General features: G+C 44.4%; 21 protein-coding genes and 2 pseudogenes. 8 read left to right on the top strand and 15 right to left on the bottom strand.

Going from position 1 to position 22,655, the window contains the following annotated elements:
- Positions 1 to 4 precede the first annotated feature (4 nt).
- The 4 genes from C400_RS0124145 to C400_RS0124130 all read right to left on the bottom strand — a co-directional run bounded on the left by C400_RS0124145 (position 5) and on the right by C400_RS0124130 (position 2,731).
- Positions 5 to 865 carry an NmrA family NAD(P)-binding protein gene (locus C400_RS0124145; RefSeq protein ID WP_017428514.1) on the bottom strand — a complete coding sequence of 287 codons (861 nt, stop codon included), beginning with the start codon at positions 863 to 865 and terminating at the stop codon, positions 5 to 7.
- A gap of 90 nt (positions 866 to 955) precedes the next feature.
- Positions 956 to 1,093 carry a hypothetical protein gene (locus tag C400_RS28300; protein ID WP_017428513.1) on the bottom strand — a complete coding sequence of 46 codons (138 nt, stop codon included), beginning with the start codon at positions 1,091 to 1,093 and terminating at the stop codon, positions 956 to 958.
- 164 nt (positions 1,094 to 1,257) lie between these two features.
- Positions 1,258 to 1,842 (bottom strand): TetR/AcrR family transcriptional regulator, encoded by a 585-nt coding sequence (locus C400_RS0124135; RefSeq protein ID WP_017428512.1) that lies wholly within the window; start codon positions 1,840 to 1,842, stop codon positions 1,258 to 1,260.
- A gap of 169 nt (positions 1,843 to 2,011) precedes the next feature.
- Positions 2,012 to 2,731 carry a YebC/PmpR family DNA-binding transcriptional regulator gene (locus tag C400_RS0124130; RefSeq protein ID WP_025364795.1) on the bottom strand — a complete coding sequence of 240 codons (720 nt, stop codon included), beginning with the start codon at positions 2,729 to 2,731 and terminating at the stop codon, positions 2,012 to 2,014.
- Between the two features lie 189 nt (positions 2,732 to 2,920).
- Here C400_RS0124130 and C400_RS0124125 point away from each other — a divergent pair, with 189 nt between their 5' ends.
- The gene (locus C400_RS0124125) at positions 2,921 to 3,685 is read left to right on the top strand and encodes a spermidine synthase (protein WP_017428510.1); all 765 of its coding nucleotides are present in this window, start codon (positions 2,921 to 2,923) and stop codon (positions 3,683 to 3,685) included.
- Here C400_RS0124125 and C400_RS0124120 read toward each other — a convergent pair.
- Positions 3,682 to 5,427, bottom strand: coding sequence for a proline--tRNA ligase (locus C400_RS0124120; RefSeq protein WP_017428509.1), 1,746 nt, complete (start codon positions 5,425 to 5,427; stop codon positions 3,682 to 3,684). The two genes, C400_RS0124125 and C400_RS0124120, sit on opposite strands and share 4 nt — an antisense overlap.
- Positions 5,428 to 5,457: 30 nt before the next feature.
- On the opposite strand from C400_RS0124120, the gene C400_RS28295 reads away from it, so the two are divergent.
- Positions 5,458 to 5,673 carry a hypothetical protein gene (locus C400_RS28295; RefSeq protein ID WP_128574161.1) on the top strand — a complete coding sequence of 72 codons (216 nt, stop codon included), beginning with the start codon at positions 5,458 to 5,460 and terminating at the stop codon, positions 5,671 to 5,673.
- 77 nt (positions 5,674 to 5,750) lie between these two features.
- Here the strand turns inward: C400_RS28295 and C400_RS0124115 are convergent, their stop codons facing one another.
- From C400_RS0124115 to C400_RS0124105, 3 genes are all read right to left on the bottom strand, one after another.
- The gene (locus tag C400_RS0124115) at positions 5,751 to 6,446 is read right to left on the bottom strand and encodes an adenylate kinase (protein ID WP_017428508.1); all 696 of its coding nucleotides are present in this window, start codon (positions 6,444 to 6,446) and stop codon (positions 5,751 to 5,753) included.
- Between the two features lie 98 nt (positions 6,447 to 6,544).
- The gene (locus C400_RS0124110; RefSeq protein ID WP_017428507.1) at positions 6,545 to 7,588 is read right to left on the bottom strand and encodes a carbohydrate kinase family protein; all 1,044 of its coding nucleotides are present in this window, start codon (positions 7,586 to 7,588) and stop codon (positions 6,545 to 6,547) included.
- A 238-nt stretch (positions 7,589 to 7,826) separates the two neighbouring features.
- Entirely contained in the window at positions 7,827 to 9,116 is a 1,290-nt protein-coding gene (locus C400_RS0124105) for a glycoside hydrolase family 27 protein (RefSeq protein ID WP_017428506.1), read from the bottom strand.
- 210 nt (positions 9,117 to 9,326) lie between these two features.
- On the opposite strand from C400_RS0124105, the gene trhO reads away from it, so the two are divergent.
- Together trhO and C400_RS0124095 are read left to right on the top strand one after the other, a co-directional pair.
- Positions 9,327 to 10,220 carry an oxygen-dependent tRNA uridine(34) hydroxylase TrhO gene (gene trhO, locus C400_RS0124100; RefSeq protein ID WP_017428505.1) on the top strand — a complete coding sequence of 298 codons (894 nt, stop codon included), beginning with the start codon at positions 9,327 to 9,329 and terminating at the stop codon, positions 10,218 to 10,220.
- Between the two features lie 207 nt (positions 10,221 to 10,427).
- A pseudogene (locus tag C400_RS0124095) lies at positions 10,428 to 11,353 on the top strand (AEC family transporter).
- Positions 11,354 to 11,369: 16 nt separating this feature from the next.
- Here the strand turns inward: C400_RS0124095 and C400_RS0124090 are convergent.
- From C400_RS0124090 to C400_RS0124080, 3 genes are all read right to left on the bottom strand, one after another.
- Complete coding sequence (locus tag C400_RS0124090) at positions 11,370 to 12,149, bottom strand: ABC transporter ATP-binding protein (protein WP_017428504.1); 780 nt, start codon at positions 12,147 to 12,149, stop codon at positions 11,370 to 11,372.
- Between the two features lie 237 nt (positions 12,150 to 12,386).
- Positions 12,387 to 13,412: a cupin domain-containing protein gene (locus C400_RS0124085; RefSeq protein WP_017428503.1), complete on the bottom strand. Its 1,026-nt coding sequence runs from the start codon at positions 13,410 to 13,412 to the stop codon at positions 12,387 to 12,389.
- Between the two features lie 193 nt (positions 13,413 to 13,605).
- Positions 13,606 to 14,487, bottom strand: a complete 882-nt coding sequence (locus tag C400_RS0124080; RefSeq protein WP_017428502.1) for a YheC/YheD family protein — start codon at positions 14,485 to 14,487, stop codon at positions 13,606 to 13,608.
- Between the two features lie 209 nt (positions 14,488 to 14,696).
- Here C400_RS0124080 and C400_RS0124075 point away from each other — a divergent pair, with 209 nt between their 5' ends.
- Together C400_RS0124075 and C400_RS0124070 are read left to right on the top strand one after the other, a co-directional pair.
- Positions 14,697 to 15,533 carry a DUF6492 family protein gene (locus C400_RS0124075; protein WP_017428501.1) on the top strand — a complete coding sequence of 279 codons (837 nt, stop codon included), beginning with the start codon at positions 14,697 to 14,699 and terminating at the stop codon, positions 15,531 to 15,533.
- Between the two features lie 69 nt (positions 15,534 to 15,602).
- The gene (locus C400_RS0124070; protein WP_017428500.1) at positions 15,603 to 16,961 is read left to right on the top strand and encodes a sugar phosphate nucleotidyltransferase; all 1,359 of its coding nucleotides are present in this window, start codon (positions 15,603 to 15,605) and stop codon (positions 16,959 to 16,961) included.
- 112 nt (positions 16,962 to 17,073) lie between these two features.
- Here C400_RS0124070 and C400_RS0124065 read toward each other — a convergent pair whose 3' ends face one another.
- Positions 17,074 to 17,799 carry a succinylglutamate desuccinylase/aspartoacylase family protein gene (locus C400_RS0124065; protein ID WP_017428499.1) on the bottom strand — a complete coding sequence of 242 codons (726 nt, stop codon included), beginning with the start codon at positions 17,797 to 17,799 and terminating at the stop codon, positions 17,074 to 17,076.
- Positions 17,800 to 17,804: 5 nt separating this feature from the next.
- Positions 17,805 to 18,839 (bottom strand): glycosyltransferase, encoded by a 1,035-nt coding sequence (locus tag C400_RS0124060; RefSeq protein WP_017428498.1) that lies wholly within the window; start codon positions 18,837 to 18,839, stop codon positions 17,805 to 17,807.
- A 353-nt stretch (positions 18,840 to 19,192) separates the two neighbouring features.
- Here C400_RS0124060 and C400_RS0124055 point away from each other — a divergent pair, with 353 nt between their 5' ends.
- Complete coding sequence (locus C400_RS0124055) at positions 19,193 to 19,666, top strand: C40 family peptidase (protein ID WP_017428497.1); 474 nt, start codon at positions 19,193 to 19,195, stop codon at positions 19,664 to 19,666.
- 82 nt (positions 19,667 to 19,748) lie between these two features.
- Here C400_RS0124055 and C400_RS28610 read toward each other — a convergent pair.
- Together C400_RS28610 and C400_RS0124045 are read right to left on the bottom strand one after the other, a co-directional pair.
- Positions 19,749 to 21,126, bottom strand: a pseudogene (locus tag C400_RS28610) (sensor histidine kinase).
- Positions 21,123 to 21,836, bottom strand: a complete 714-nt coding sequence (locus C400_RS0124045) for a response regulator transcription factor (RefSeq protein ID WP_017428496.1) — start codon at positions 21,834 to 21,836, stop codon at positions 21,123 to 21,125. The pseudogene C400_RS28610 and the gene C400_RS0124045 overlap by 4 nt, the downstream one beginning before the upstream one ends.
- Positions 21,837 to 21,983: 147 nt before the next feature.
- On the opposite strand from C400_RS0124045, the gene C400_RS0124040 reads away from it, so the two are divergent.
- Positions 21,984 to 22,634 (top strand): undecaprenyl-diphosphatase, encoded by a 651-nt coding sequence (locus C400_RS0124040; protein WP_017428495.1) that lies wholly within the window; start codon positions 21,984 to 21,986, stop codon positions 22,632 to 22,634.
- Positions 22,635 to 22,655 lie beyond the last annotated feature (21 nt).

Genomic DNA, 22,655 nt, shown 5'->3' with positions numbered 1-22,655 from the left:
TTCGTCATGATGTCTTCCAGCTGTTTCTGTGGCTCAGAACAAACTGCTCAAATGAGACCGGACAGCGCCCAGTGACAAGCTTAACGGTATCGGTCACTTGATCTTCACTTCCGTTTTCACGTATCCTTCTATCCAATCCTGCCAGCATATCTGCATATTCTTCAGGCATTCCAGCGCGAACCATGCCCGCTTTCAACTCTTCATCAGACAAAGAGATATGCTGGATCGGTTGGACTGTTGATTTCCCAATAATTTCAGCCACTTCGTTATATGTTAGTGTTTGAGGTCCAGTGATGACATGAGCTGTGTTGTGTGGTTTATCGTCAATAAGAGCCCTCACTCCCACTTCTGCAATGTCATCTGCACTTACGAAGCCTATTCTCCCGTTTTGGGTTGCACTATAAATGGCCTTGTTGTTTTTGATCGTTTCCACATGCTGGCCTTCTGTGAAATTCTCCATAAAGTAGGATGGCTGTAATACAGCCCACTCTGGAGCTAATCTACGAAGTGCTTGATGCACAGGTCCAAATACTGGCCCGTCCTCAGGCACAGATGCGCTGCCTAAAAGCACGAATCTTTGCACTCCTTCTCTCAAGGCCCTCTCAATAAAAGGAATCATCACTTTGGCGGGATTGACGTCCAACACAGGTACTACCAAATAAACTTTATCTACATTCATCAGCGCCTGTGTATGTGTTGATTCATCATACCAATCAAAATATACATAATCTGTCCCTTCCCAATTGCCGGGCTTAGTACGCCCTGCCAAACGTACCGGATACTGAAGTTGCGTAAGTTTGGCAGCTACACGGCTGCCTGTTTTGCCGTTTGCCCCTGTAATCAACGTTATATTTCTGTCTTTCATAAAATTCAACTCCTATTTAAATTTTTTATCTTAGTCTAGATTTTCATATCTCCATGAGGCTTGAACTCTTTCATTCATGATTCCAAGGCTTCAAGAGCGACCAAAGGGTTCCAGTAATCTTTGTAGTGAGTAATACTCCATATTTTCTTCTAACATGTTGCTCATAAATTTATGCATGACTGCTTGCGCTTGCTGTTTTGCTTTGTCGGTATTCGGATTGATTGTCATGGTAGACACCTCGCATAATTATTTTTAGTTCCTGCTTAAAACAAATTCAAGACAGAAATTAAACATAAGAATTCTAGATTGATCAGTCTATAATACTCAAAAAAAAATTTGACTAATTGGTCTAGAATATTCAAAAAATAAACGCTATTAAGCGTTCATAAAGATCACTCCAAAATCGACAGCGTCGTACGCACAACATCTCTAAGCACCTCAGGGCTTGCGCCTGTCTTGGCGGTAAATGTCAGCGATAGTCGGGCATGATTTAGAAATCTGGCTATTGACAACAGTTCAGATTCCGTAGCATGAATCTCCCCCTCACTTTGGGCGCGGACTAGGGCGTTGTAAAAAGCAAGTTCAAGCTTTTCAGTGTTTTCAGTAATAAAAGCTTTGATCTCATGATGATGCGGAGCCTGTTCAATAGCACTGTTCATAATAAAGCATTCCTTCGACAGCCTCTTATCCATCAAGACTCTAACAGATTCATTAAAAATCATCGCTATTGCATCCTTAATGCTCCCAGGTTGACTGAGCAGATGTACTACGGCTTCGGTTTTGTCACGTATGTACAGCTGAATAGCCGAAAAAAACAAATCATATTTCGTGCCGTAGGTATCATAAAGACTCTGCCGCGCTATACCCAGCTGATCCAGTAAAATGGTCAGAGAAGTTCCCTCATAGCCATGCTCTCCAAATACAGCCATAGCTTTTCGCAGAACACTTTCAGTATCAAATTCTTTAGCTCTTCCCAAACCTCATGTTCACCTCCTTGCTTATGATTATAATTTTCACAGACTGATCAGTCAAGAAAATAAAATTGATTTTATATAATTTTATTCACAAAAAACCATCGTACCGAAATACGATGGTTTAGGAATGTTTATTTTATCCAAACGCTCAGGTGTAAATGATGCAATCCGACTATTCCTCAGAGTCTACGTTATGGTAAACCTGCTGAACATCCTCCAAATCTTCTAATGCATCAATCAATTTATCAAATTGAGCCTGTGCATCTTCTGGAAGAGTAATATCATTTTGGGCAAGCATGGTGAGCTCGGCAACGGTAAACTCCGTTACTCCTGCCTGCTTGAAAGCTTCCTGAACAGCATGGAATTGGTCAGGTTCTGCATATACGATGACAGCTTCATCTTCTTCGATGATGTCACGAACCTCGACATCTGCCTCCATCAACAGCTCCAGCACTTCATCTGGAGTTTTACCCACCAGACCAATAACTGCTGTTGAATCAAACATATAGGCTACAGATCCGCTCACGCCCAGGCTACCGCCATTTTTAGTAAAAGCAGAACGCACATCTGATGCTGTACGGTTTACGTTATTGGTCAGTGCATCTACAATGACCATGGAACCGTTCGGTCCGAAACCTTCATAACGAAGCTCTACGTAGTTTTCATCGCCAGCACCTTTTGCTTTTTCAATAGCGCGGTCAATGATCGCTTTCGGTACATTGTACGTTTTTGCACGTTCTAACACGACTCTTAGGACCCGATTGGATTCAGGATCAGGCTCGCCCTGTTTGGCTGCCACATAAATTTCCACGCCAAATTTAGCATATATACGACTCGTATTAGCATCCTTGGATGCCTTCTTTTCTTTAATGTTATTCCACTTACGTCCCATAATATCCCGCTCTCTTCCTGTATGAATATACACAACGAACTTCATTATATCCTTGTATATTATATCTCCTAAAGGACATACGAACAAGTTCAAACACTCCGTTATGGAAAAATAAACAATTCTGCCTACAATCCTCCTCATCTATGGACAACAATCCTATGAATGTCTAAGATGAGGAGGAAGTCTGACTTGAAGGAGATTATTCACTTGGATGTCTTATATAAAAAGTTGAGCAATAACCATGAAATCACGGTATATGAAACCACGGAGCTGTATGGTGAAAAGGGGTTATTTCGTGTGATGGAATTTTCAAATGCGGCTGTCCAAGGTGCGCTAGATTTGAATCATCCGCAACGCATTCTGTTCGAATATCCCAGAGCAATCATCCATCTTATGGAGCTGAACGATCCGTCATTTGAAGACGTGTTTGTTATCGGGCATGGTATAGGCACGATTGCGGGTCACTTTACAGATAAACGTTTTAAGATTGCCGAGCTGGATTCGCAAGTGGTAGAATTCAGCCGAACATTCTTTGGGTACGACCAGAACAATGTGACTATTGGCGATGGACGTCGCATCCTGGAGAAGGAGGCCCCGGATGCTTTTGACTATATTATATTGGACGCCTTCACGGAGCAGGGTACACCCTTGCATTTAGTATCCTGGGAATTTTTCAAGATGGCTAAAGAAAAGCTGGATTCCGAAGGATCGCTAATTATGAATGTAATGGGCAAAAGTGAACACGATCATCTAGTCCATGCCATTCACACAACGTTGCGTGAAGAATTCGCCTATGTCACAACATTCTCTCTACCATCGGAAGGCGTTGCCGACATTCAAAATATCATTATGATAGGTCGAGACAAGCCTATTCGTTTTCAGGCACGTCAGATGGCGGACTTTCATGAGATTACACTTGGAGAAGGTCATATTCTGCGGGATACAGATGCTTAGTGTTGTATGAGACTCAATATTCTTCTCTCTACATCATGGATATGAATCGACTCTTTGTTGCTGTTTCTTCGCTCTACGAATTCTACTTTTCCGTGTTCAGCATCTTTACCAACGACGATGCGCACGGGAATACCTACTAAATCTGAATCTTTAAATTTAACTCCTGGACGTTCGTCACGATCATCTAGCAGAACCTCTATACCGCGATCCTGTAGTTGGCAGTATAGCTCCTCGGCTATTTGCATCTGAAGCCTGTCTTTCACTGAAATCGGAATGATATGAACCTGAAACGGAGCCAGTGCGTGGGGCCATATCATTCCGTTCTGGTCATGATTCTGCTCTACAATGGCGGACAGGATTCGGGAAATGCCAATACCATAGCAGCCCATAATCATCGCTTGATCGGTTCCGGACGCATCTAGAAAGGTCGCCCCTAGCTTCTCACTGTACTTGGTGCCCAGTTTGAATACGTGTCCAATCTCAATTCCACGGTGGAGTTCCAATTTCCCTTCGTCACATCGAGGACATCTATCCCCTTCTATAACATTGCGCAAGTCTGCCACATGCCGAAGATCCATATCACGCCTTGGATTCACATGCCGATAATGGTAGTCCTGCTCGTTCGCGCCTGCAAGACCGCTGGACATTTGAACAACGGCGTAATCCACCCACACAGGGATTGTCAAGCCGCATGGGCCTATGGACCCGGGTGGGGTTCCAGTCACCTTTGTGACGGTGTCTGCATTTGCTATTTTGAATTTTTCACTACCTAAAATTTGTTTGACTTTTACTTCGTTGACCTCATGATCTCCCCTGACAACTACAGCAATAGGTTGATCGTTAGCCATATAAATCAATGTTTTGATGATTTCTTGGGGCTCTATGTGAAGGGTATCAACCAGTTGTTCTATGGTCCGCAGACCTGGAGTATACAGTTTTTCCATTTCATCTGTATCGATAGAAGGATGGCTGTCATGTTCATTTTCATCGGAGACAGAAGATATTCCTATGCTCCCCGTAGAACGTGGCTCTGCCTTTTCAAGATTGGCAGCATAATCACAGCAGGTACACGCCACTATGGTATCCTCTCCTATATCAGCCAGCGCCATAAATTCGTGGGTTTCACCTTCACCACCAATAGCACCAGCATCTGCTTCGACGGCGCGAAAATTCAGACTGCAGCGGGTGAAAATACGTTGATATGCCTGGAACATGGCCCAATAAGTGTGATCTAGTCCCTCCCAATTGGCATCAAACGAATAGGCATCCTTCATCAAAAATTCTCTGCTGCGAAGCAACCCAAACCGAGGACGTCGTTCATCCCGAAACTTGGTTTGAATTTGATACAGTGTTACAGGCAATTTCCGATAGGAATTCACTTCATTTCGTATTAAAGACGTAATGACCTCTTCATGTGTAGGCCCTAATGCAAACTCCCGATCATGTCGATCTTGCAGACGCATCAGCTCTGAACCGTACACATCGTATCTCCCCGATTCTTGCCACAGTTCCGTTGGCTGTAATACAGGCATCAGCAATTCTCCAGCTCCTGCACGATCCATCTCATCTCGTACAATTTGTTCCACTTTTCTGAGTACCCGTCTGCCCAGTGGCATATAGGTATACATTCCAGCCGCCAATTGGCGGATAAATCCTGCCCGCAGCATAAGCTGATGACTAATCACTTCGGCCTCTGCAGGTGCTTCACGCAAGGTTGTCAGTAATAATTGGCTTTGGCGCATGTGTGGCTTCCTCCTTGTAAGAACGATAAAATGTACGCAAAAAAGACACATCCGTCAGGGACGAATGTGTCGTGGTACCACCCTTCATTTGACCGTAACCATATTCGGGACGGTCCTTCTTCAGATAACGGCATCTGGCCGGTAACGGTTTATCTTACGCACCGCTACAGCTCGCAAGGCAGGAAAACGTTCATTCGCGGCGAGAAACCTTTCAGCCCATGGGTTTCTTCTCTGTACAGCGGGTAATTGAACCTTTGATCCTTGGTCTACACTATTCCTATATATTACAATTTTCACCACTTTACACGAAACGCAGATTCAAGTCAAGGAGATAATTGTCTATCTGGGCTCAGCCAAGGACATGAACGATATTTAGATTTTAAGATAATCAAATTCCTTTCATTACCATATTGCAAAATGAGCGGCCAGATTTTAGGACGGATACGCCTGCGAAAACCCAGAACAAATCGGACAAACCGAGGTGAAATATCCCAAATACGAACGGCTTCTTGCTCTACTCCTTTGGGTAGCTCCTTGGAAAATAAAAAACGGTTAAGCGAACGCGTGATAACACCTGATATCGCCTCAATCGTGCTGACATCCATTACGATGATTGTGTCGGAACGCTGGAGTCGCTCGGTAAAATAACGTTCATGATAATTCCCTTCGATAATCCACTCTTCCCCTTGCAGGACTTCACCCAGCTGTTTATGAAATTGTTTGTCTGTGCTCCGCTTCCACTCCGGTCCCCAATACAAATCATCCAACGAAATATACGGCAAATGAGTCCACATCGACAGTCGTTTGGCCAAAAAAGTCTTGCCGCTCCCCGGTGAGCCGATTACGATAATACGTTTAGCATGCTGCACAGCTAGAAGCTCGTCACTCACTTCCCCACGTAAGGTTAGCGTTGAATAGATCAGTCGATATAGAAATCCTACTGCCAAAGCCCCTCCCTTTAAAAGCAAATAAAGAAGAAACAGCGGCAGAAAAACAATAGCGTATTTCACACTGTCCATCAGACAACCTGCCCCTTTTATACATTCAATATTTGAGATCATTACATCTGTGAAGCTCTAAACACACGCTGTTGTAGGTTAAGTGTTCTCTTCTTTACTTATGTATTTTTCTTTTTAAAATACACACCCTTAAAAAATACAAAATTTTGCGAATGTGTGCCATACAGCTCCTGGAACCTAGAATGGAGTTTATTCACAGAAATGGTGTCTGAGACTGTCCGATCCGTTTGTATGGTTAAGTCGACACAACTGATTCCAAACTGGCACACTTGCTCCATAGGATAACCTTGGGTAATTCCATAAATCATCCCGGCAATAAAAGCGTCATCTGCGCCTGTGACATCAATGACCTGTTGAACTGGAGGGATAGGGATTTGTCCATGAGTTCCATCCTGAGAAGCAAACAACACATGCTCAGCACCGCAGATAATAATGACATTTTGAACCCCTAGTTTGTGAAAAACTCGAGCTGCGTCCAATATCTGCTGGTCATCTTTAAGTTCCAGTCCCAAATAAGCTTCAGCCTCTTCCGGTTGGCATACCAGCCATTCCACCCCATGCAAATTTCGGGGAAGCTTTCTCATCTTGGAAGCCGACACCGTTGAAATGACAAGGGGAACCTGATGTTCCTGACAGACATGTATGGTGGCCGCTATTACGTTCATAGAGAAATTAGTGTCCAGCAGAACAAGTCGGGACGAGGCGATTAAAGGAATATTTTCAATAATTACTGAAGGACGAATCTGATCATAAATCTCCATTTCTGCTGTCGCTACAATCATTTCACCATGCTCGTTTAGCAAGGCAGTATAAACGCCAGTTGACGACTCACCTTTGACTTGAAGAGGAATCACATGCATGTAACGGCTAGACTGTTCGATGATAAATTCGCCTTCCGCATCATCTCCAACTGCGGTTAGCAGGCTGACCCGTCGGCTCAACCTCCCTAAATTTTCAGCTACATTCCGTGCTACCCCACCGCAAGATTGCAGCCTAGTGCTGCTCGGATTGGAGGTGTGAAGCTGAAATGTACCCTTAACCATGATTTTACGATCCAGATTTGCCCCTCCGATACACAGTATTTGTTCACTAGAGGGCCAAGGCTCGTCCTGTTCATTTTTGTGAATTTTTTTTAATTTCATCATTTGACTCCTTTCTCGACTCTATTCAGCTAGAATGATTTAAATTTGTGCAGAAATAGGCACTCTATAAACCTAACATGTTCTAAATGTCAAATTCCCAAGAATCATGTCGAGTCCGTTAAAATATCAAAAAGTTACACATGCTAAAAAAGTCACCTCATCGTAAAGATACCCTCCACTTTACGATGAGGTGACTAGAACTGAACTTGCAGCTTAGATCCTTCTTCCTAGCATCCTGTTATTTTATAGAGAATAGAGCAGCTCCATGAGGGGGTAAATCTGCGGACAATTCCTGCACTATAACACCTAAATCCACATGGTTCCACAAGTCTCTCGCACTTGCCTGCCCTTCAATTCCAAGCTCCTGTAGGGATACACGGACTGTTGAAGCTTCATCTCCAGCATTAAATAAAGCCGCATATACGTGACCTTCCTCATTGTGAGAAGTCCAAACGATATGTTCATCCTTTCTGTAGACCTGTCGCGCATTCACACCGTTGTGATGAACATCGAGCACTTCTTTGTTCGTCAGCAATGAAAGTGTCCATGCGTCATTATCACGCAGTTCTCCTCCGAACATCAGTGGAGACCGGAAAATGCTCCATAAGGTCATCATCGTCAGCTGCTCATCCTTCGTAAAGCGTGTCCAACGATCATGACTGCCGGAATCTACTGAATCTACCGAACGAATTCCCAGATGCCCCAGTGGCAACATGTCGCAATCCGGCCAGTGACCTGAACCTACATGTCCCGCCCATTTCTCGCAACGCTCGAACATACCATGCAGTAAAGGCCATACATCCCAGAAATCATCAGTCATACGCCACATATTCGCATTTGCGATTAAATCAGATGCATGTTCCAGCGGTGCGGGACCAGGTGATAGACTTAACACCATCGGACGTCCGCATTGGGCGATAGCCCGCTTAATCAATTCGATTTCCGCCAAATGAATACCATAGAGACGTGATGCAGCAATGTCATCTACTTTGACAAAATCGACACCCCATTCCGCATACAGGTCAAACAAAGAATTATAATACTCCTGTGCGCCTTCCTTGGATGCATCTACCCCATACATATCTGTGTTCCAAGGACAAATAGAGTTAGGATGTGCAATTTGTCTGGCCGTAGCTGTAGTTCCCAAAATCGGGGTATCCTGATGAACCGCCTGTCTAGAGATGCCCCTCATAATATGTATCCCGAATTTCAATCCCAAACTATGCACATATTCTGCAAGAGCATGGAACCCACGACCGTCTGCTGCCGAAGGGAACCGATTCACCGCTGGAATCAGACGTGAAAATGAATCCATTTCCAATGGAACAAATGGTCGGTACTGTGAAGATACTGCTCCCGACTCATACCATTGAATATCCACCACTACATATTCCCATCCATACTCCTTCAGGTGCTCCGCTATATATTGAGCATTACCCCGTACTTCCTCTTCCCTTACTGCTGCGCCATAGCAATCCCAGCTATTCCATCCCATAGGTGGTGTATGCGCTGTCAAATGATGTTCCATTGAATTCATCCTTTCATCTGTTAGACCTTAACCTGTTACCGCAAATCTCATCAACCCCACAATACCATTATAATGTAACCCCTTACTTTTGTCGCTCGTCATCTTTTCCATTTCCACTTTTTATACATTTATGTTGACTAACTTAAAGAATGTGGTACATTTAAACTTGCTTGTTAAAAAACTTTGACTTGAATCAGAGGGTGATTTTACATGTGTGAACATGCTTATCGAATTTTGTTGTTTTACAAATATGTCAATATTGAAGATCCTGCCACCTTTACGGCAGAGCATCTGGCTTACTGCAAAGAGCTGGGCGTCAAGGGAAGAATCTTGATTGCTGAGGAAGGAATCAACGGAACACTGTCCGGTACAGTAGAGCAAACGGAGCAGTATATCCGTGATTTGCGCGCCAATCCGAAATTCCACGATATCGTTATTAAAATAGATGAATCTGACGGTCATGCGTTCAAGAAAATATTTGTACGTCATCGCCAGGAACTGGTTACGCTACGTCATGAGGACGAGCTGGACCCTAATGTAATTAGCGGCAAGCGTCTGTCACCAAAGGAGTTTTATGAACAGCTTCAAGATGAAGATGTCGTGGTTCTGGACGGTCGTAACGACTACGAATATGACATCGGTCATTTCCGCGGAGCCATTCGCCCCGAAGTTGAATCGTTCCGTGAATTTCCACAATGGATTCGCGATAATATGACTCAATTTAAGGATAAAAAAATCCTGACATACTGTACTGGAGGTATTCGTTGCGAAAAGCTGTCCGGTCTGCTGATTAAAGAAGGCTTTGACGATGTAGGCCAGTTGGATGGCGGCATTGTGACTTACAGCAAGGACCCTGAAGTACAAGGGCGTTTGTTTGACGGTAAATGCTATGTGTTTGACGAACGGATTTCGGTTCGGATCAACCATACGGATGAAGACGTTATTGTCGGTCAATGCTATCACTGTGAAACGCCAAACGATCATTATATTAACTGCCCGGTGTGCAATCTCCAACATATCGTGTGCCCAGACTGCGAAGAACAGCATCAACACTATTGTTCTGACGAATGCCGAACGAAAGCAAAAACCATGGCTTCTGCTTAAACCATTAGAATACTCGGTTTCACATAAAAGGGATGTTCCTACTAGCCGTTCAACATGGCTGTGGACATCCCTTTTGTTGTTCTCAGAATAAGTGCGTTAAGCTTCATAGTATATACCTATAACCTTAATTGTTTATCCATCTTGGACGGGCTCAAAAGTAGCGCCTTATAATGGAAAATGTCATTACAGAAAGGATGGGTGGAATTCATGATTCAAATCGTACTTTCAACTCTTTTATCCGTTATCGTTCCGCTGTCCATTCCGGTGATTGCCGGATTTTTACTCGGCAAATTCATGAAGCTGGAAACAAAACCGCTCTCGACTTTGTACTTATATTTTTTAAGTCCTGCTATGATTCTGGACACACTGCTCAAAGCGCAGCTTTCCTGGCATGATGTGACACAGACAGCCGCTTTTTCATTACTCAACCTGCTACTATTGTGGGGAATTGTACAATTAGCAGGGAAAATCTTTAGGCTGAGCGCCCCGGAAACGGCTGGGCTCACCTTAATCTCCACACTGACCAATAGTGCAAATTATGGGTTGCCGCTCATTTTACTTGCCTTTGGGCAGCTTGGTCTGGATAAAGCCTCTGTATATGTCGTCATCCAAATGATTATGGTCAATACTATTGGCGTTTATTTTGCAGCCCGCTCTGAATTTTCTGTTCAAAGTGCCGTGAAGTCGGTATTTTCTCTCCCTGCAATTTATGCGGCTCTTCTCGCACTGGGACTTCGAGCACTGGATTGGCATCTGCCTCCGGCATTCAATCGAGCGTCTCAATGATTGCAGCTGCTTATTCTCCGGTTGTGCTGGCGATTCTGGGTACCCAAATGGCTTATGTGAAAATACTCAAGCTGGAGCCATCTATTAAAAAAGCCAGCTACGCAGGACTAACAATCCGACTTCTGCTTTCCCCGCTCGCGGCTTGTCTTGCCATGCTGATACTGGGAATTTCAGGTCTTTTGTTCTCCGTTCTCTTCATTCTGGCCTCGATGCCAGTGGCTGTGAATGCAGTCATTTTAGCCGAAAAATTTAATGCATCGCCAAAACTGGTTTCCACCTGCATCTTGTGGAGCACGCTTGCCTCATTCCTGGTTCTGCCCATTCTGATTATGCTGGTAGCAGGTTAGACAGACAAAAGGCTCTCTACACCATAGAGAGCCATGCACGATCCTGTCTCCAGTCTACTTGCACAGGTGTTTCAAAAAAAGTACTAAGCGTTTCACTGCTCAGGATATCAGTCGTTTTACCTTTGGCAAACACCGTACCCCGGCGAATCAGAATCGTATGTGTGTACATCGGTAAAATTTCTTCAATATGGTGTGTAACATACAATAAATTGGGAGAACCCGGCGTCTCGGACAGTTGACGAACGCTATCCAATAATGCTTCTCTAGAGAAAAAATCCAACCCGTTGCACGCCTCGTCCAAAATCAGCAGCTTGGGCGAGGCCATTAACGCGCGAGCAATAAGCACTTTTTGCTTTTCTCCCTGTGAGCATCCCTGATACAACCGATCGACGAGATGAGCACAGCCCAGTTGGCTCATAAGCTGAACGGCCTGTTCATAATCTATATCCGTCGTCTGGTCATACAGTCCAATGGAGGCAAATTTACCGCTGATGACGACATCCTGTGTACGCTGGCTTCCATTAATCCTTTCCTGTAAAGAGGAACTGACCCAACCAATAGATTTGCGCAATTCCCTCAGATCTACATCCCCAAAAGTATGACCCAATACACCGACACTACCTGTGGTTGGCCATATGTAGCCATTTATCATATTGAGCATCGTTGTTTTGCCTGATCCATTCAAGCCGAGTACAGCCCAATGCTCTCCCTCAGATACCTGCCAATTGATTTGATCCAGTATGGTACGGTTATCTCTCTTCCAGCTTACATTGTTAAGCTCAATGACAGAATTCATGGCTGTACATCCCTTCTATACATCGTATCATCAGATGTTTTTAGGCGTAATAATATATCACTTTTACTGCGTTAATCTTCACTTTCGTATAAGAATAGCACAGGGTTGCAGGTTGTTCAATTTTAAATTCACTATATTGCTTTCTACAAAACAATAGAAATAGAATCAAGTTCAATAGCCCGCTTAGGCTAACTTGGAATAAGGTAGTCTAAGCGGGCATTTTAGTTGTTTTAAGATTTAAGATTTCGAAGCGATGAAGACCGATTTATGAGGTAGTTTATGCGCTATTTCTCGAGGAAGGCTCAGATTCGTTGCCAATACATCAACAGGGTTGCCAGCCATCCACTCACTCAAATCAATGGCCTCGTAATGACCACTGTTAAAACCAATCAAAATACGGCATACGTCCGATCCGGTATTTTTAATATAATGCCCGGCTCCCATAGGTACATACCCTACATCTCCGGCCTCAAACTGCTCTGTCACTGCATTCCCTTCTGCCAGAAATACAGTCATTTCTGCTTTGCCGTCCAAATAGTACTGCCATTCATCCGCATTGGGATGCCAGTGCATTTCTCGCAATCCGCCCGGCTCCAGTTCAATTACAGATCCGGCCATCGTCGAAGAAATAGGAAAATCTTCTACTGTAACGGTCCGCTGAGTCCCTCCACCCGGTGCCAATCTGGGCTGTTTGGCCATTAAAGGATAGCGGTGTTTAGTAATCAGATCAGAAGAAATGCGCGGATATGCATCATGAGATGCGGTAGATGGGACAGGCCCTTTTGCAAAATAAGCTTCCTTCTTTGGCAAAAGAGCGAGCTCGTCGGCTGCAAATCCGAGATTCTGCATGACAACATCTGCGGGAGTCTGAGCGATAAAATCAGTAATGCTGAACGTATGGTCCTCCGAAAAATCACCATTATCGAAAATCAGGATAAAATGACACTCTCCAGGACCAAGACCTTGAATGGAGTGACCATAACCACGCGGGAAATACCATACATCACCGGGGTTAAAAATATCGACATAGGAAGTACCGTCTGGATGGATAACAGTTGTCCGACAGGAACCGCTAATCACATAGGCCCATTCAGCTGCATTGGCATGCCAGTGAAGCTCGCGCATTCCACCCGGCTCCAGACGCATCGAAACCCCTGCTATTCCTTCTGATACAGGGAAATCATGGACTGAAGCCCCACGTGTGATACCCCCTGGCCCGATTCTGGGTTCCTTTTTCTCCAAAGCATACTTAAATGATTTCATCGCGATTCCTCCTTAAAATCATTCTTCCCATATGTCTTTATTCACTTATTGATGCTGTGCAGGTCTATTATATACTTTTAATGTTAAAGAGATCAAATTTGTCCATTTTTTTCATCAAACTATGTCCGAATCGCCCCCTCGCGGTTAGGATTAGGGTAAATAGGCAAGAGAAAAAGGATGAATCATAAACAATTCATCCTTTTTTTGATTTAGTTTCTTTATTTGATTTAGTTTCTTTATTTGTATGATCAGCTTTATTTGCATTTTTATCTTTATTCTTGTCGTTATTCTTCTTATCCTTGCTTGGGACTGTAACTTTCTTTTTTTCATTAGCCAGTCGCCAATAGCTTATTACTTTTCGGTACATAGACTTATCTGTCAATTGGTTAAAAATGTATGGGTCTGGCTTCGTGTTCACCTCAATGATCCACGGGATAAAGCGATGATCCAATCCAATGTCCACACCAATTTGCCGGAAATTCGGATATGTTTTTTGTAGTTGTGTGGCAATGGTAATCCCCAGTTCATTGAGCTTCTTAACCAGCTCAGCCTGCTTACTTTGCGATAAATGGGATTTCAGTAGCTGTTCCAAGGCCATCGGCTTACCACCACTATGATAATTGGTCACGATTTTACGGGGATGGCCCAAGCGTCCAATAATTCCGGTAGATTCCCATGTCCCTTTTGCATTACGCTGCACCATGACCCGGATATCAAAATAACGATTTTGATGGCGCAGTAAATGAATTCCCTTTTGAATGAGATAACTTTTTTTACCCATGTGTTTCGATAGGCTGGTAATCAGTGCATCCAACTGTTTGAATTCCAGACGTTTTTCCTCATATTGGTAGGCGAAGCGCTGACCTGCCTCCTGTTCGACTTTCATCACACCTTTGCCAAAGGTACCTCGATCAGGCTTTACATAGACCATCCCATACTTCTCCAACATTGATTTCACAGTTATTTTGCTGTATTTACGGGTTTCAGGTACAAAAGGCTTGATACTGCCATGCTGGAGCAACAATTGGGTTTTATGCCATTTGCTACGCAACGCCTGCGCTTGTGAAGAATTCACTTGCCCCTCTCCTCTCTACTCTCAGGGTAGAACGCTCCTGTTAAAAAAGATCAATCTATCGTATGCGCCAAAACCCCATTCGAAGCTCCATTCGCCCTCTTCTACACAGAATTAGACAGTTGGCCTTGCCCGGTCGAAAGCGCCTGTCCAGGCATACAATAATATGAGATACCGGTAGCGTATATTTACACGTATAGGGAGTGAATAACATGTCTGCGCAATCCGATGGGCTACAGAAGGGTTCCCTCTCAATCGATGTTCTAATCCCCGCAATTGAAAAAGATCTGGCTACACTACCACTAGTAATTGACAGTCTGCGCCGTCACGTGCAGCACCGAATTGCAACCATCTATATCGTTTCACCGCAAAGCACCAAACTTCGCAGTCTATGTGCAAACAAGAAGTGCACATTTATAGACGAAAAAACGGTGTTGCCCATCACTAAAAAGCATATTCATTACGGAACAACGCGCTGGGATCGCTCAGGCTGGCTGTATCAGCAATTGCTCAAAATGAATGGCGACAAAATCAGTAAATCGTCTTTTTTTCTCGTCATAGATGCGGACACCATTTTGATTCGTCCACATACGTTCCGTAAAGACGGAAAAACAATTTTTTACTATCGCAGCTGGAGTCAACCTGAGTATTTTCGAACTTACCGTAAGCTGATGGGTGCTAAAGCTCCCTCACCAAAGTCCTTTGTCACTCACTATATGCTTTTTGAAAAAACACGGCTCACCCAGCTCAAGCAAATTATTGAGGCCAAGCATGGGAAACCTTGGTACAACGCCATTATTCAAAGTATAGACCGGACAAAACAGTTTGGATTTTCCGAATATGAAACGTATGCCAACTATCTATACAGCAATCAGCCCTCTCGGATGATTTTGCGCAAGTCATTAAATAAAGCGCTTCATAGTCGTGCTTCTTCGCTGTCACAAAAACAGTTGGATATCTATGCCCAAAGCTACCGCTCCTTATCTTTTCATCAACGCAAAGTGTACCAGCTAGCTTCAAAAACAAGGATTCAATCTTCATTGAAATAGTTCCTAAAATAGAAAATCCCGCAATTGTTGATGCAATCTAATGGATTTGCATTGAAGGAGGAAACGTCTGTGCGCATCGTATTGTTATGCGGTGGTGCCGGAAAACGGCTGTGGCCATTATCCAATGATATTCGGTCAAAGCTGTTTCTCCGGTTGTTGCCCGCTCCTGACGGGCAGCAGGAATCTATGCTCGGCCGGGTGTATCGTCAGCTTACCTTAGCCGGACTAGATTCCTCTGCCCTGCTTCTGGCTCATCAGAGTCAGGTAAATCTAGCCTTTCGCCATACAGAAGGTCGTCTGCCTGTTCTTGGCGAGCCGGCTAAACGGGGAACCTTCACAGCTGCTGCACTCGCTGCTGCTTATTTTCACACAAGAGGCATGGGGCTGGATGAAGTTCTCTGTATTGCTCCAGCAGATATGTTTGCAGGCGACGACTTCTTCCACAGCATAGCAGCGCTCTCCGGTCTATTGCTCGAGAGCGGAGCCGATCTAGCTATGCTTGGGACAAGGCCTACCCATGCCTCAGACCAATATGGCTATGTCGTTCCGGGTCTGCAAATGAGGCAGGAAGGGAAATCGGCTTATGCACAAGTTGCTCGCTTCACTGAAAAGCCGGATCTCTCTGGGGCGCAGCAGCTTATTAACCAAGGCGCACTGTGGAACTGCGGTATTTATGCTTTTACGTTACGATATATGCTGTCCTGTATGGAGCAAAGTCAATTGCCGCTGAACGATAAAGAACTGTGCGCAATGTATGATACCCTCCCGGTTCGCAGTTTCGATGAGGAGATTGCGGAGCGTACTGAACGGGCCGTTGTCCTGCCTTACGAGGGCGAATGGCACGACATCGGCAACTGGCAGACCTTAACAGAGCAGCTAGGAAGCCAAGTGATCGGGCGCGGACAAATCAGTGGTCAAACTCACGGCACACACATCGTCAATGAGCTGCCCTATCCACTTCATGTCATTGGTGTAGAGGATATTATTGCTGCTGCAAGCCTTGACGGTATTCTCATTGCATCCAAAAGCCATGCCCACGCGATCAAGGAACAGCTAGGCAAACTCCAACTTCACCCCATGCATGGTGAAACCTCTTGGGGCAGTTACCGGGTGCTGGACGAATTTGAGCACCGAAGCCCAAATGACATATTAGCTATACGACTGACGGTGTTGCCGGATCATCGCTTGAATGGACGTATTCACGGCAGCGGACTTAAAGTATGGACGATCGTATCCGGTCGGGGAGAGGTTATGCTGAACGGAGAACGCTTTGCTGCGGCAAGCGGCTCTGTATTTAGCATTCCGGTCGATACGTATCACACGATCCGCGCCGATCTGGATTCAAAACTGGAACTAATCGAGGTTCGCCTAGGTAACAGTTTGGTGAGCGCCTTCTATAAATCCGATTCCTGCAACACGGAGTTATAACATCTAAACAGATCGATTTCTGCACGAAGATCACACATCAAAAAAATCGCTCTTGAGCAAGGTGAGTAACATCCTTTGCTCATGAAGCGATTTTTTTTTGTAATATTACATCTCATAAGGAAACCGTTCTAACCTTGCCAGATAAATAAACCTTGTTGGCCTTAATCATCCCGGCCTCTCTTAAAAAGTGCTGCACGATCTTCATCTGATAGTGTATGCGTTCTTTCTGGGGCAGGCTCCACCCTGTTTCCACGGTTACCGCACGCGCCCCTAAAATACGGGCTGCAGCGGTACGAGAGGAACCTGGGAGCTCATGCAACCGCATGTTGAAATGGCGTTCTTTCACCTTGATCGAGCGATTCATTCGCTTAATAATCCGGCGCGTCGTGGGAATTATCGGATTGCCCTTATTGGAGATCAGCGTTTGGCCAAGCACCTTGGCATCCTTTTGTGATAATCCATTCGCCTCATGCAAGTCGAGATACCAATCAGGGTGATGCTTTTGTAATAATTTGAATAGAGCAGTGGAAAGCGGTTGTGTTGCCGCCTGCTTTTTCCGGCGCGGAAAGGTTCGATTCAGATCCGGTTTTCCTCTAATCTGCTTGCGATAAGCCTTTTGATTCACAATTGGCACAATAATAAGCTTGCCATGGCTGAATCTCAGCTTTTGCTCATTCAAAAGCTTTACCAGTTTCTCAGCCGCACGTATACTTGCTATTTCATTACCATGTATGCCTGCAACCACCATCGCACACGGACCTTGTTGTCCCTCTATGGCTACATAATAAGGAGTCGCCCAAGAAGAGCCCTTTCCAAGCATATATCGTTTGACCTGCATCCCCTTCACCTCCGTATAGGCTTTCGGTGTCCTCTCTTCTGTTCTCGCCGACGAATGATTTCACGGTATAGTCTCAAGTAGTTGCTGGTCATCTGTTTGTTGGTAAATCTTTGGCTAACATACAATCGAAGCTGCGCGGGTGACGGGTAATTCTTTTGCTGTGCCTTTCGTGCCATTTGTCCAACTGATTTGCAAATCAACTGCGGAAAGCCTGATAGCACCTCGGGAACAGAGCCATTTTTTAGTGCCAGCACCGGTGTTCCACAAGCCATAGCCTCTACCATTACAAGTCCGAACGGTTCTTCCCACAGTGATGGAAACAACAGACACTCTGCATGTTTCAGAAGCTTCTGTTTCCGATCACCCCCAACTGGTCCCACATAGCGTATATTCGGATTGCGCTGAATTCGTGTCTGAATCTCTCGGCGAAAAAATACAGGGGCTTTGATGGGACCCGCAATAAGCAGTCTTTTTCCTGTTCGCTCTGCAACCTGAATGGCCTGCAATACACCTTTATCCGGTATAATTCTGCCCATGAACAGCAAGTAGCTGCGCTTCTCACTGCTGAACTCGTATTCATGCGTGTTGATGCCGTTATAGATATAAAATCCTTTGCCCCCGCCCATCAGCTGACGTGCTCGTTTACTGACATATACCGGGTTTTTACCGTGTCTTCTCACTGGAAGATGAACGGTACACAATGATGAGCAAGGCAGCTTCCTACGCGCTACAGCAGAACGAAAAGTATGGTCATGAATGATATGTGTGCCGGAAGGCATATGCCGAAGTACATATTGGGGGATCTGACTATGTTTCAAACCCTTGGGATAAGTAATCAACCGCGCGCTGCTCCTGCTCCCACGGGCGGCAAAAAGAGATACATGATGCCCTCGTCTCACTAATTCCTCTGTTAATTCATGCACGACCTTTTCCGTTCCGCCCTTGATGGAGGGAACAGGCTGTGCATCGGGATAGTTGGATATGACCTGCACAATGGTTAAAGGTCGGTTTTTGAATGCTTTACTCTGCTTTGAAGCCATACGAATTCCCCTTCCTGACCGGAAATACGGTGTGATCTTTACGATGTCAACGGGAATCTGAGCATACTCCCGTGCAGGTTATAAATTGTAGTATATAGGTATGTATGTTTTGCATGATTGCTTGTGCCAATCGTCTGCAAGTCACTTTTTGTCATACGAGCCTAGTCATAAGGGGGCGTTATTTAATTTGTCAAGCTAAAGTTAAGGAGAAAATTCTCATCGTTTTCTAATAAAGCAGTGCAAAACGTTGGGGTAACAGGATTGTAACCATGAGTGGTAAATTCCGGATATTTTATTTGTGTTATTGTCATTTCAGGACATCAACACAATACGAATAACGGAGGAAATTATATATGAAACGTACTTCTAAAAAATTGTGGATGGGTATTTGCTTTACGATGACTTTGGCACTGAGCGCTGGGAGCTTCGTCGTTGGACCAGACACCACTCATGCCGCTTCGACAAGTAAAGCTGATCGGATTATCTCAAAAGGCTCCCAGTATATGGGCGTCCGTTATGAACATGGAGCTCCAGCTGGCAGTACAAGCTCTTTTGATTGCTCTTCGTTCACTCAGTATGTTTTTGCACAAAATGGAATCAAGCTTCCACGTTCGTCCAAACAGCAGTCAACTGTGGGCACTTATGTACCGCGTAGTCAGCTTAAAAAAGGTGATTTAGTCTTTTTCTATGCGCCAATTCATCATGTAGCCATTTACATGGGAGACGGGAAAATTCTGCATACGTTTGGTAAAGGCGGCGTAACGGTTACAGATCTAAATTCGGGATGGTGGAGCTCCCATTACACAACAGCACGTCGTGTCCTTTAGGATCATTTTGGATGATCTCCCATCCACCGAACGCATAACTTACAAATAACATTAAAAAGGCTGTTCCTTTGAGTAGAGATGTCTACTGGAGGGACAGCCTTTCCTGTTGTTTTTGAGGCAGCGTAACGATTACATCCGTCCCTTCGCCTTCTGCGCTTTCCATGCGTATCGTACCCTGGTGAGCATCTGTTATTGCCTTGGCAATTGGTAACCCAAGCCCGGTTCCTCCGGTTTTACGATGTCTGGAGCTGTCTACTCGATAAAATCGTTCAAAGACACGCTTGATCTCACTCTCAGGAATGCCAATTCCGTAATCCTTAACGCGGAGGTGGACATCTTTTTCATCTGTAGATAACCATATTTCGATTTCTTCCGAGCTATACTTTAACGCATTATCCAGCAAGATGACTAGTAACTGCTTGATTTTTGCAAGATTAGCATCCAGCCAAATTTCCTTCTCTTCTGTAAAAATAGAAATTTGGCGGTCATGTACAGGCTTGAGATGTGCTACCACCTGTTGACAACAACCGACTAGCTCTACCCGCTCATATGGTTCGGAATCTTGCTGCTGTGAGGAGGCCAATGTCAGCAATTGCTGCGTCATCGTACGCATTCGCTGAGTTTCTTCATAGATCGATTCAATCGATTCCTTACGTATGTCCTCGTCACGCGTACCCCACCGCCGCAGCATGTTGGCATAGCCCTCAATAATCATCAATGTCGTATTCAGTTCATGTGAGGCGTCGGAAACAAACTGCTGCTGGCTCTGAAAGCTTTCTTCCAATCTCTCCATCATTCGATTAAAAGTAGCGGTCATTTGGGATAATTCATCTTGATTAGGACTGCCAGCAGGAATTTTTTTTGAATTTCAAGCTTCTTTCGATTTCCTGCATCGTTTGAATACTACTGGCAATGGGCAGCAATATCGCATTTGCCAAAATCGTGCTGCCCACCAGACTGAGCAACATAGCTCCAACAGTCGATGTGATAAGAATTGTATTTAAGATATCGAGATTGTTTTCGAGGGCATCCCATTTTTCTACGATCTCCAGTGTCCCCTTTTGATTACCTTCTGGTGAAAGCACTGGAAGATGGATAATCAGGATTTTATGATCCTGTAGATCCGTTAGTTGAGAGCTTTGAGAAAGGTTAAAATGTATATCGTTCAGCTTAAAGCGGGACTGACGGCTTACTTCATACAAAAGACGAGATTGCTGATCAAATACCCTCAGAATGGTATCCGCAGAAAGTTCATCTTTCAGCTTGGACCCCCAAGCATTTTTCAGAATCATCGTGGCTCCTGTTTCGGCAATGATTTCGGTCCATTTATTTTGTAGCACTTCTCTTTCATTACGAGTAGCAATTTTTACAAATAATAGATGAACCGTGACGTCCACAAACAGGAGAATCGTCATCACTAAAATAGAACTAAGCAGGGTAATTTTGGTCCGCAGCTTCAATGGTCTTCCTCCCGGATACAGTACCCAACACCGCGCACGGTTTTAATCAGTTTCTTTTTGTATCCATGATCAATTTTTTTGCGAACATACCGGATATATACATCTACCACATTCGTATCACCGACAAAATCAAACCCCCACACATCCTGAATCATTTGATCCCGATGCAATACCTGATTTTTGTGCTCCATCAGATAGAGAAGCAGATCAAATTCTTTGGGCGTAAGTTCGATACGTTTTCCTTCCCTTACCACGGACCGCGTCTTGGGTTCCAACACCAGGCTATCGACTTGAAGTTTGGACTGCTGCTTTTCCTCTTTTTGCGAAGTAGTAGCTGCCGGCTCCAACTGATTCCTCATACTGGCCCGCATCCGCGCTAATAATTCCTCAATTTCAAAGGGCTTTGTAATGTAATCATTAGCTCCTTCATCCAGACCTGAAACTTTTTCAGGAGTCGTGTTACGTGCAGTGACCATAATTACCGGGGTATGATTGTCCACTTTTCGAATCTGCTTCAGCACCTCGACACCGTTCATCTCGGGCAGCATCACATCCAGTATGATAATATCCCATGTAAGAGATAGTGCTTTTTCCAATCCTTCTTTTCCCGTCTGTGCAATTTCAACCGCATATCCTTCGTGGGATAACTCCAGTTGAAGCAATCTGGATATCTTCGCTTCATCATCAATGACCAGCACCGACTTTTCCATTGCAAAACCACCTATTTTTTATAGAGAAAACTAATAAGCAATGCACATACCATTCATTTTTTATTTGATTTTAAGCTTTTATCCGTATAGTCGCTCTATAATATAACTTTGTAATTTAATTTTTTGAGGTTAAGGAGTAATTTATTCATGTTAATTAATGTAGACTTTGCTTTGTTTCACTGGATCAATGAATTGGCTAATCACCTCGCCTTTTTGAATGGAACTATGCGTTTCTTGGCGCAATATGCACCGTATTTATTTGGAGTGGCTTTACTGCTATACTGGTTCACCTTTAAAATGCCGCATCGGATGATGGTTTTAGAAGCCGTTATAACGGTTTGTATCGGTTTTACAATTAGCTGGTGTCTTGGACATTTGTTTTACAGAGATCGGCCTTTTGTCGGACACTCTGTCATTCAGCTGATTCATCATGATCCCAATGCTTCATTTCCGAGTAACCATGCACTTGGAGCTTTTGCTCTGGCAGCAATTCTATGGCTTCATCATCAAAAATATCGTGTCCTCTGGATTGTCTTGGCTGTGCTTATTGCGATATCCCGCGTATGGACCGGTGTGCATTATCCTTCAGATATTTTGGCAGGGGTGCTCATTGGGGCAGGTTGCGCAGTTGGTGTTCACAAATTCATTCGCAGTCGGAAGCTTCCGGGCATCTTTATCCAAGCAGCTATTATTTTTTATGAAAAATGGGAGCAGAAGCTAGGAATAAAGCCTGTAGAACAGACGAGAACAAAGATGACCCAATCTACTTCCTCTGTGCAAATAAAAAGCAGACGCTAATGCGTCTGCTTTTTTTAGCCT

The organism is Paenibacillus sp. ICGEB2008 (assembly GCF_000307675.1).
In the GTDB taxonomy this organism is placed as follows: Bacteria; Bacillota; Bacilli; order Paenibacillales; family Paenibacillaceae; genus Paenibacillus; species Paenibacillus polymyxa.
The sequence above is the reverse complement of the archived record's forward strand: the minus strand, read 5'-3'. Positions and strand labels throughout refer to the sequence as shown.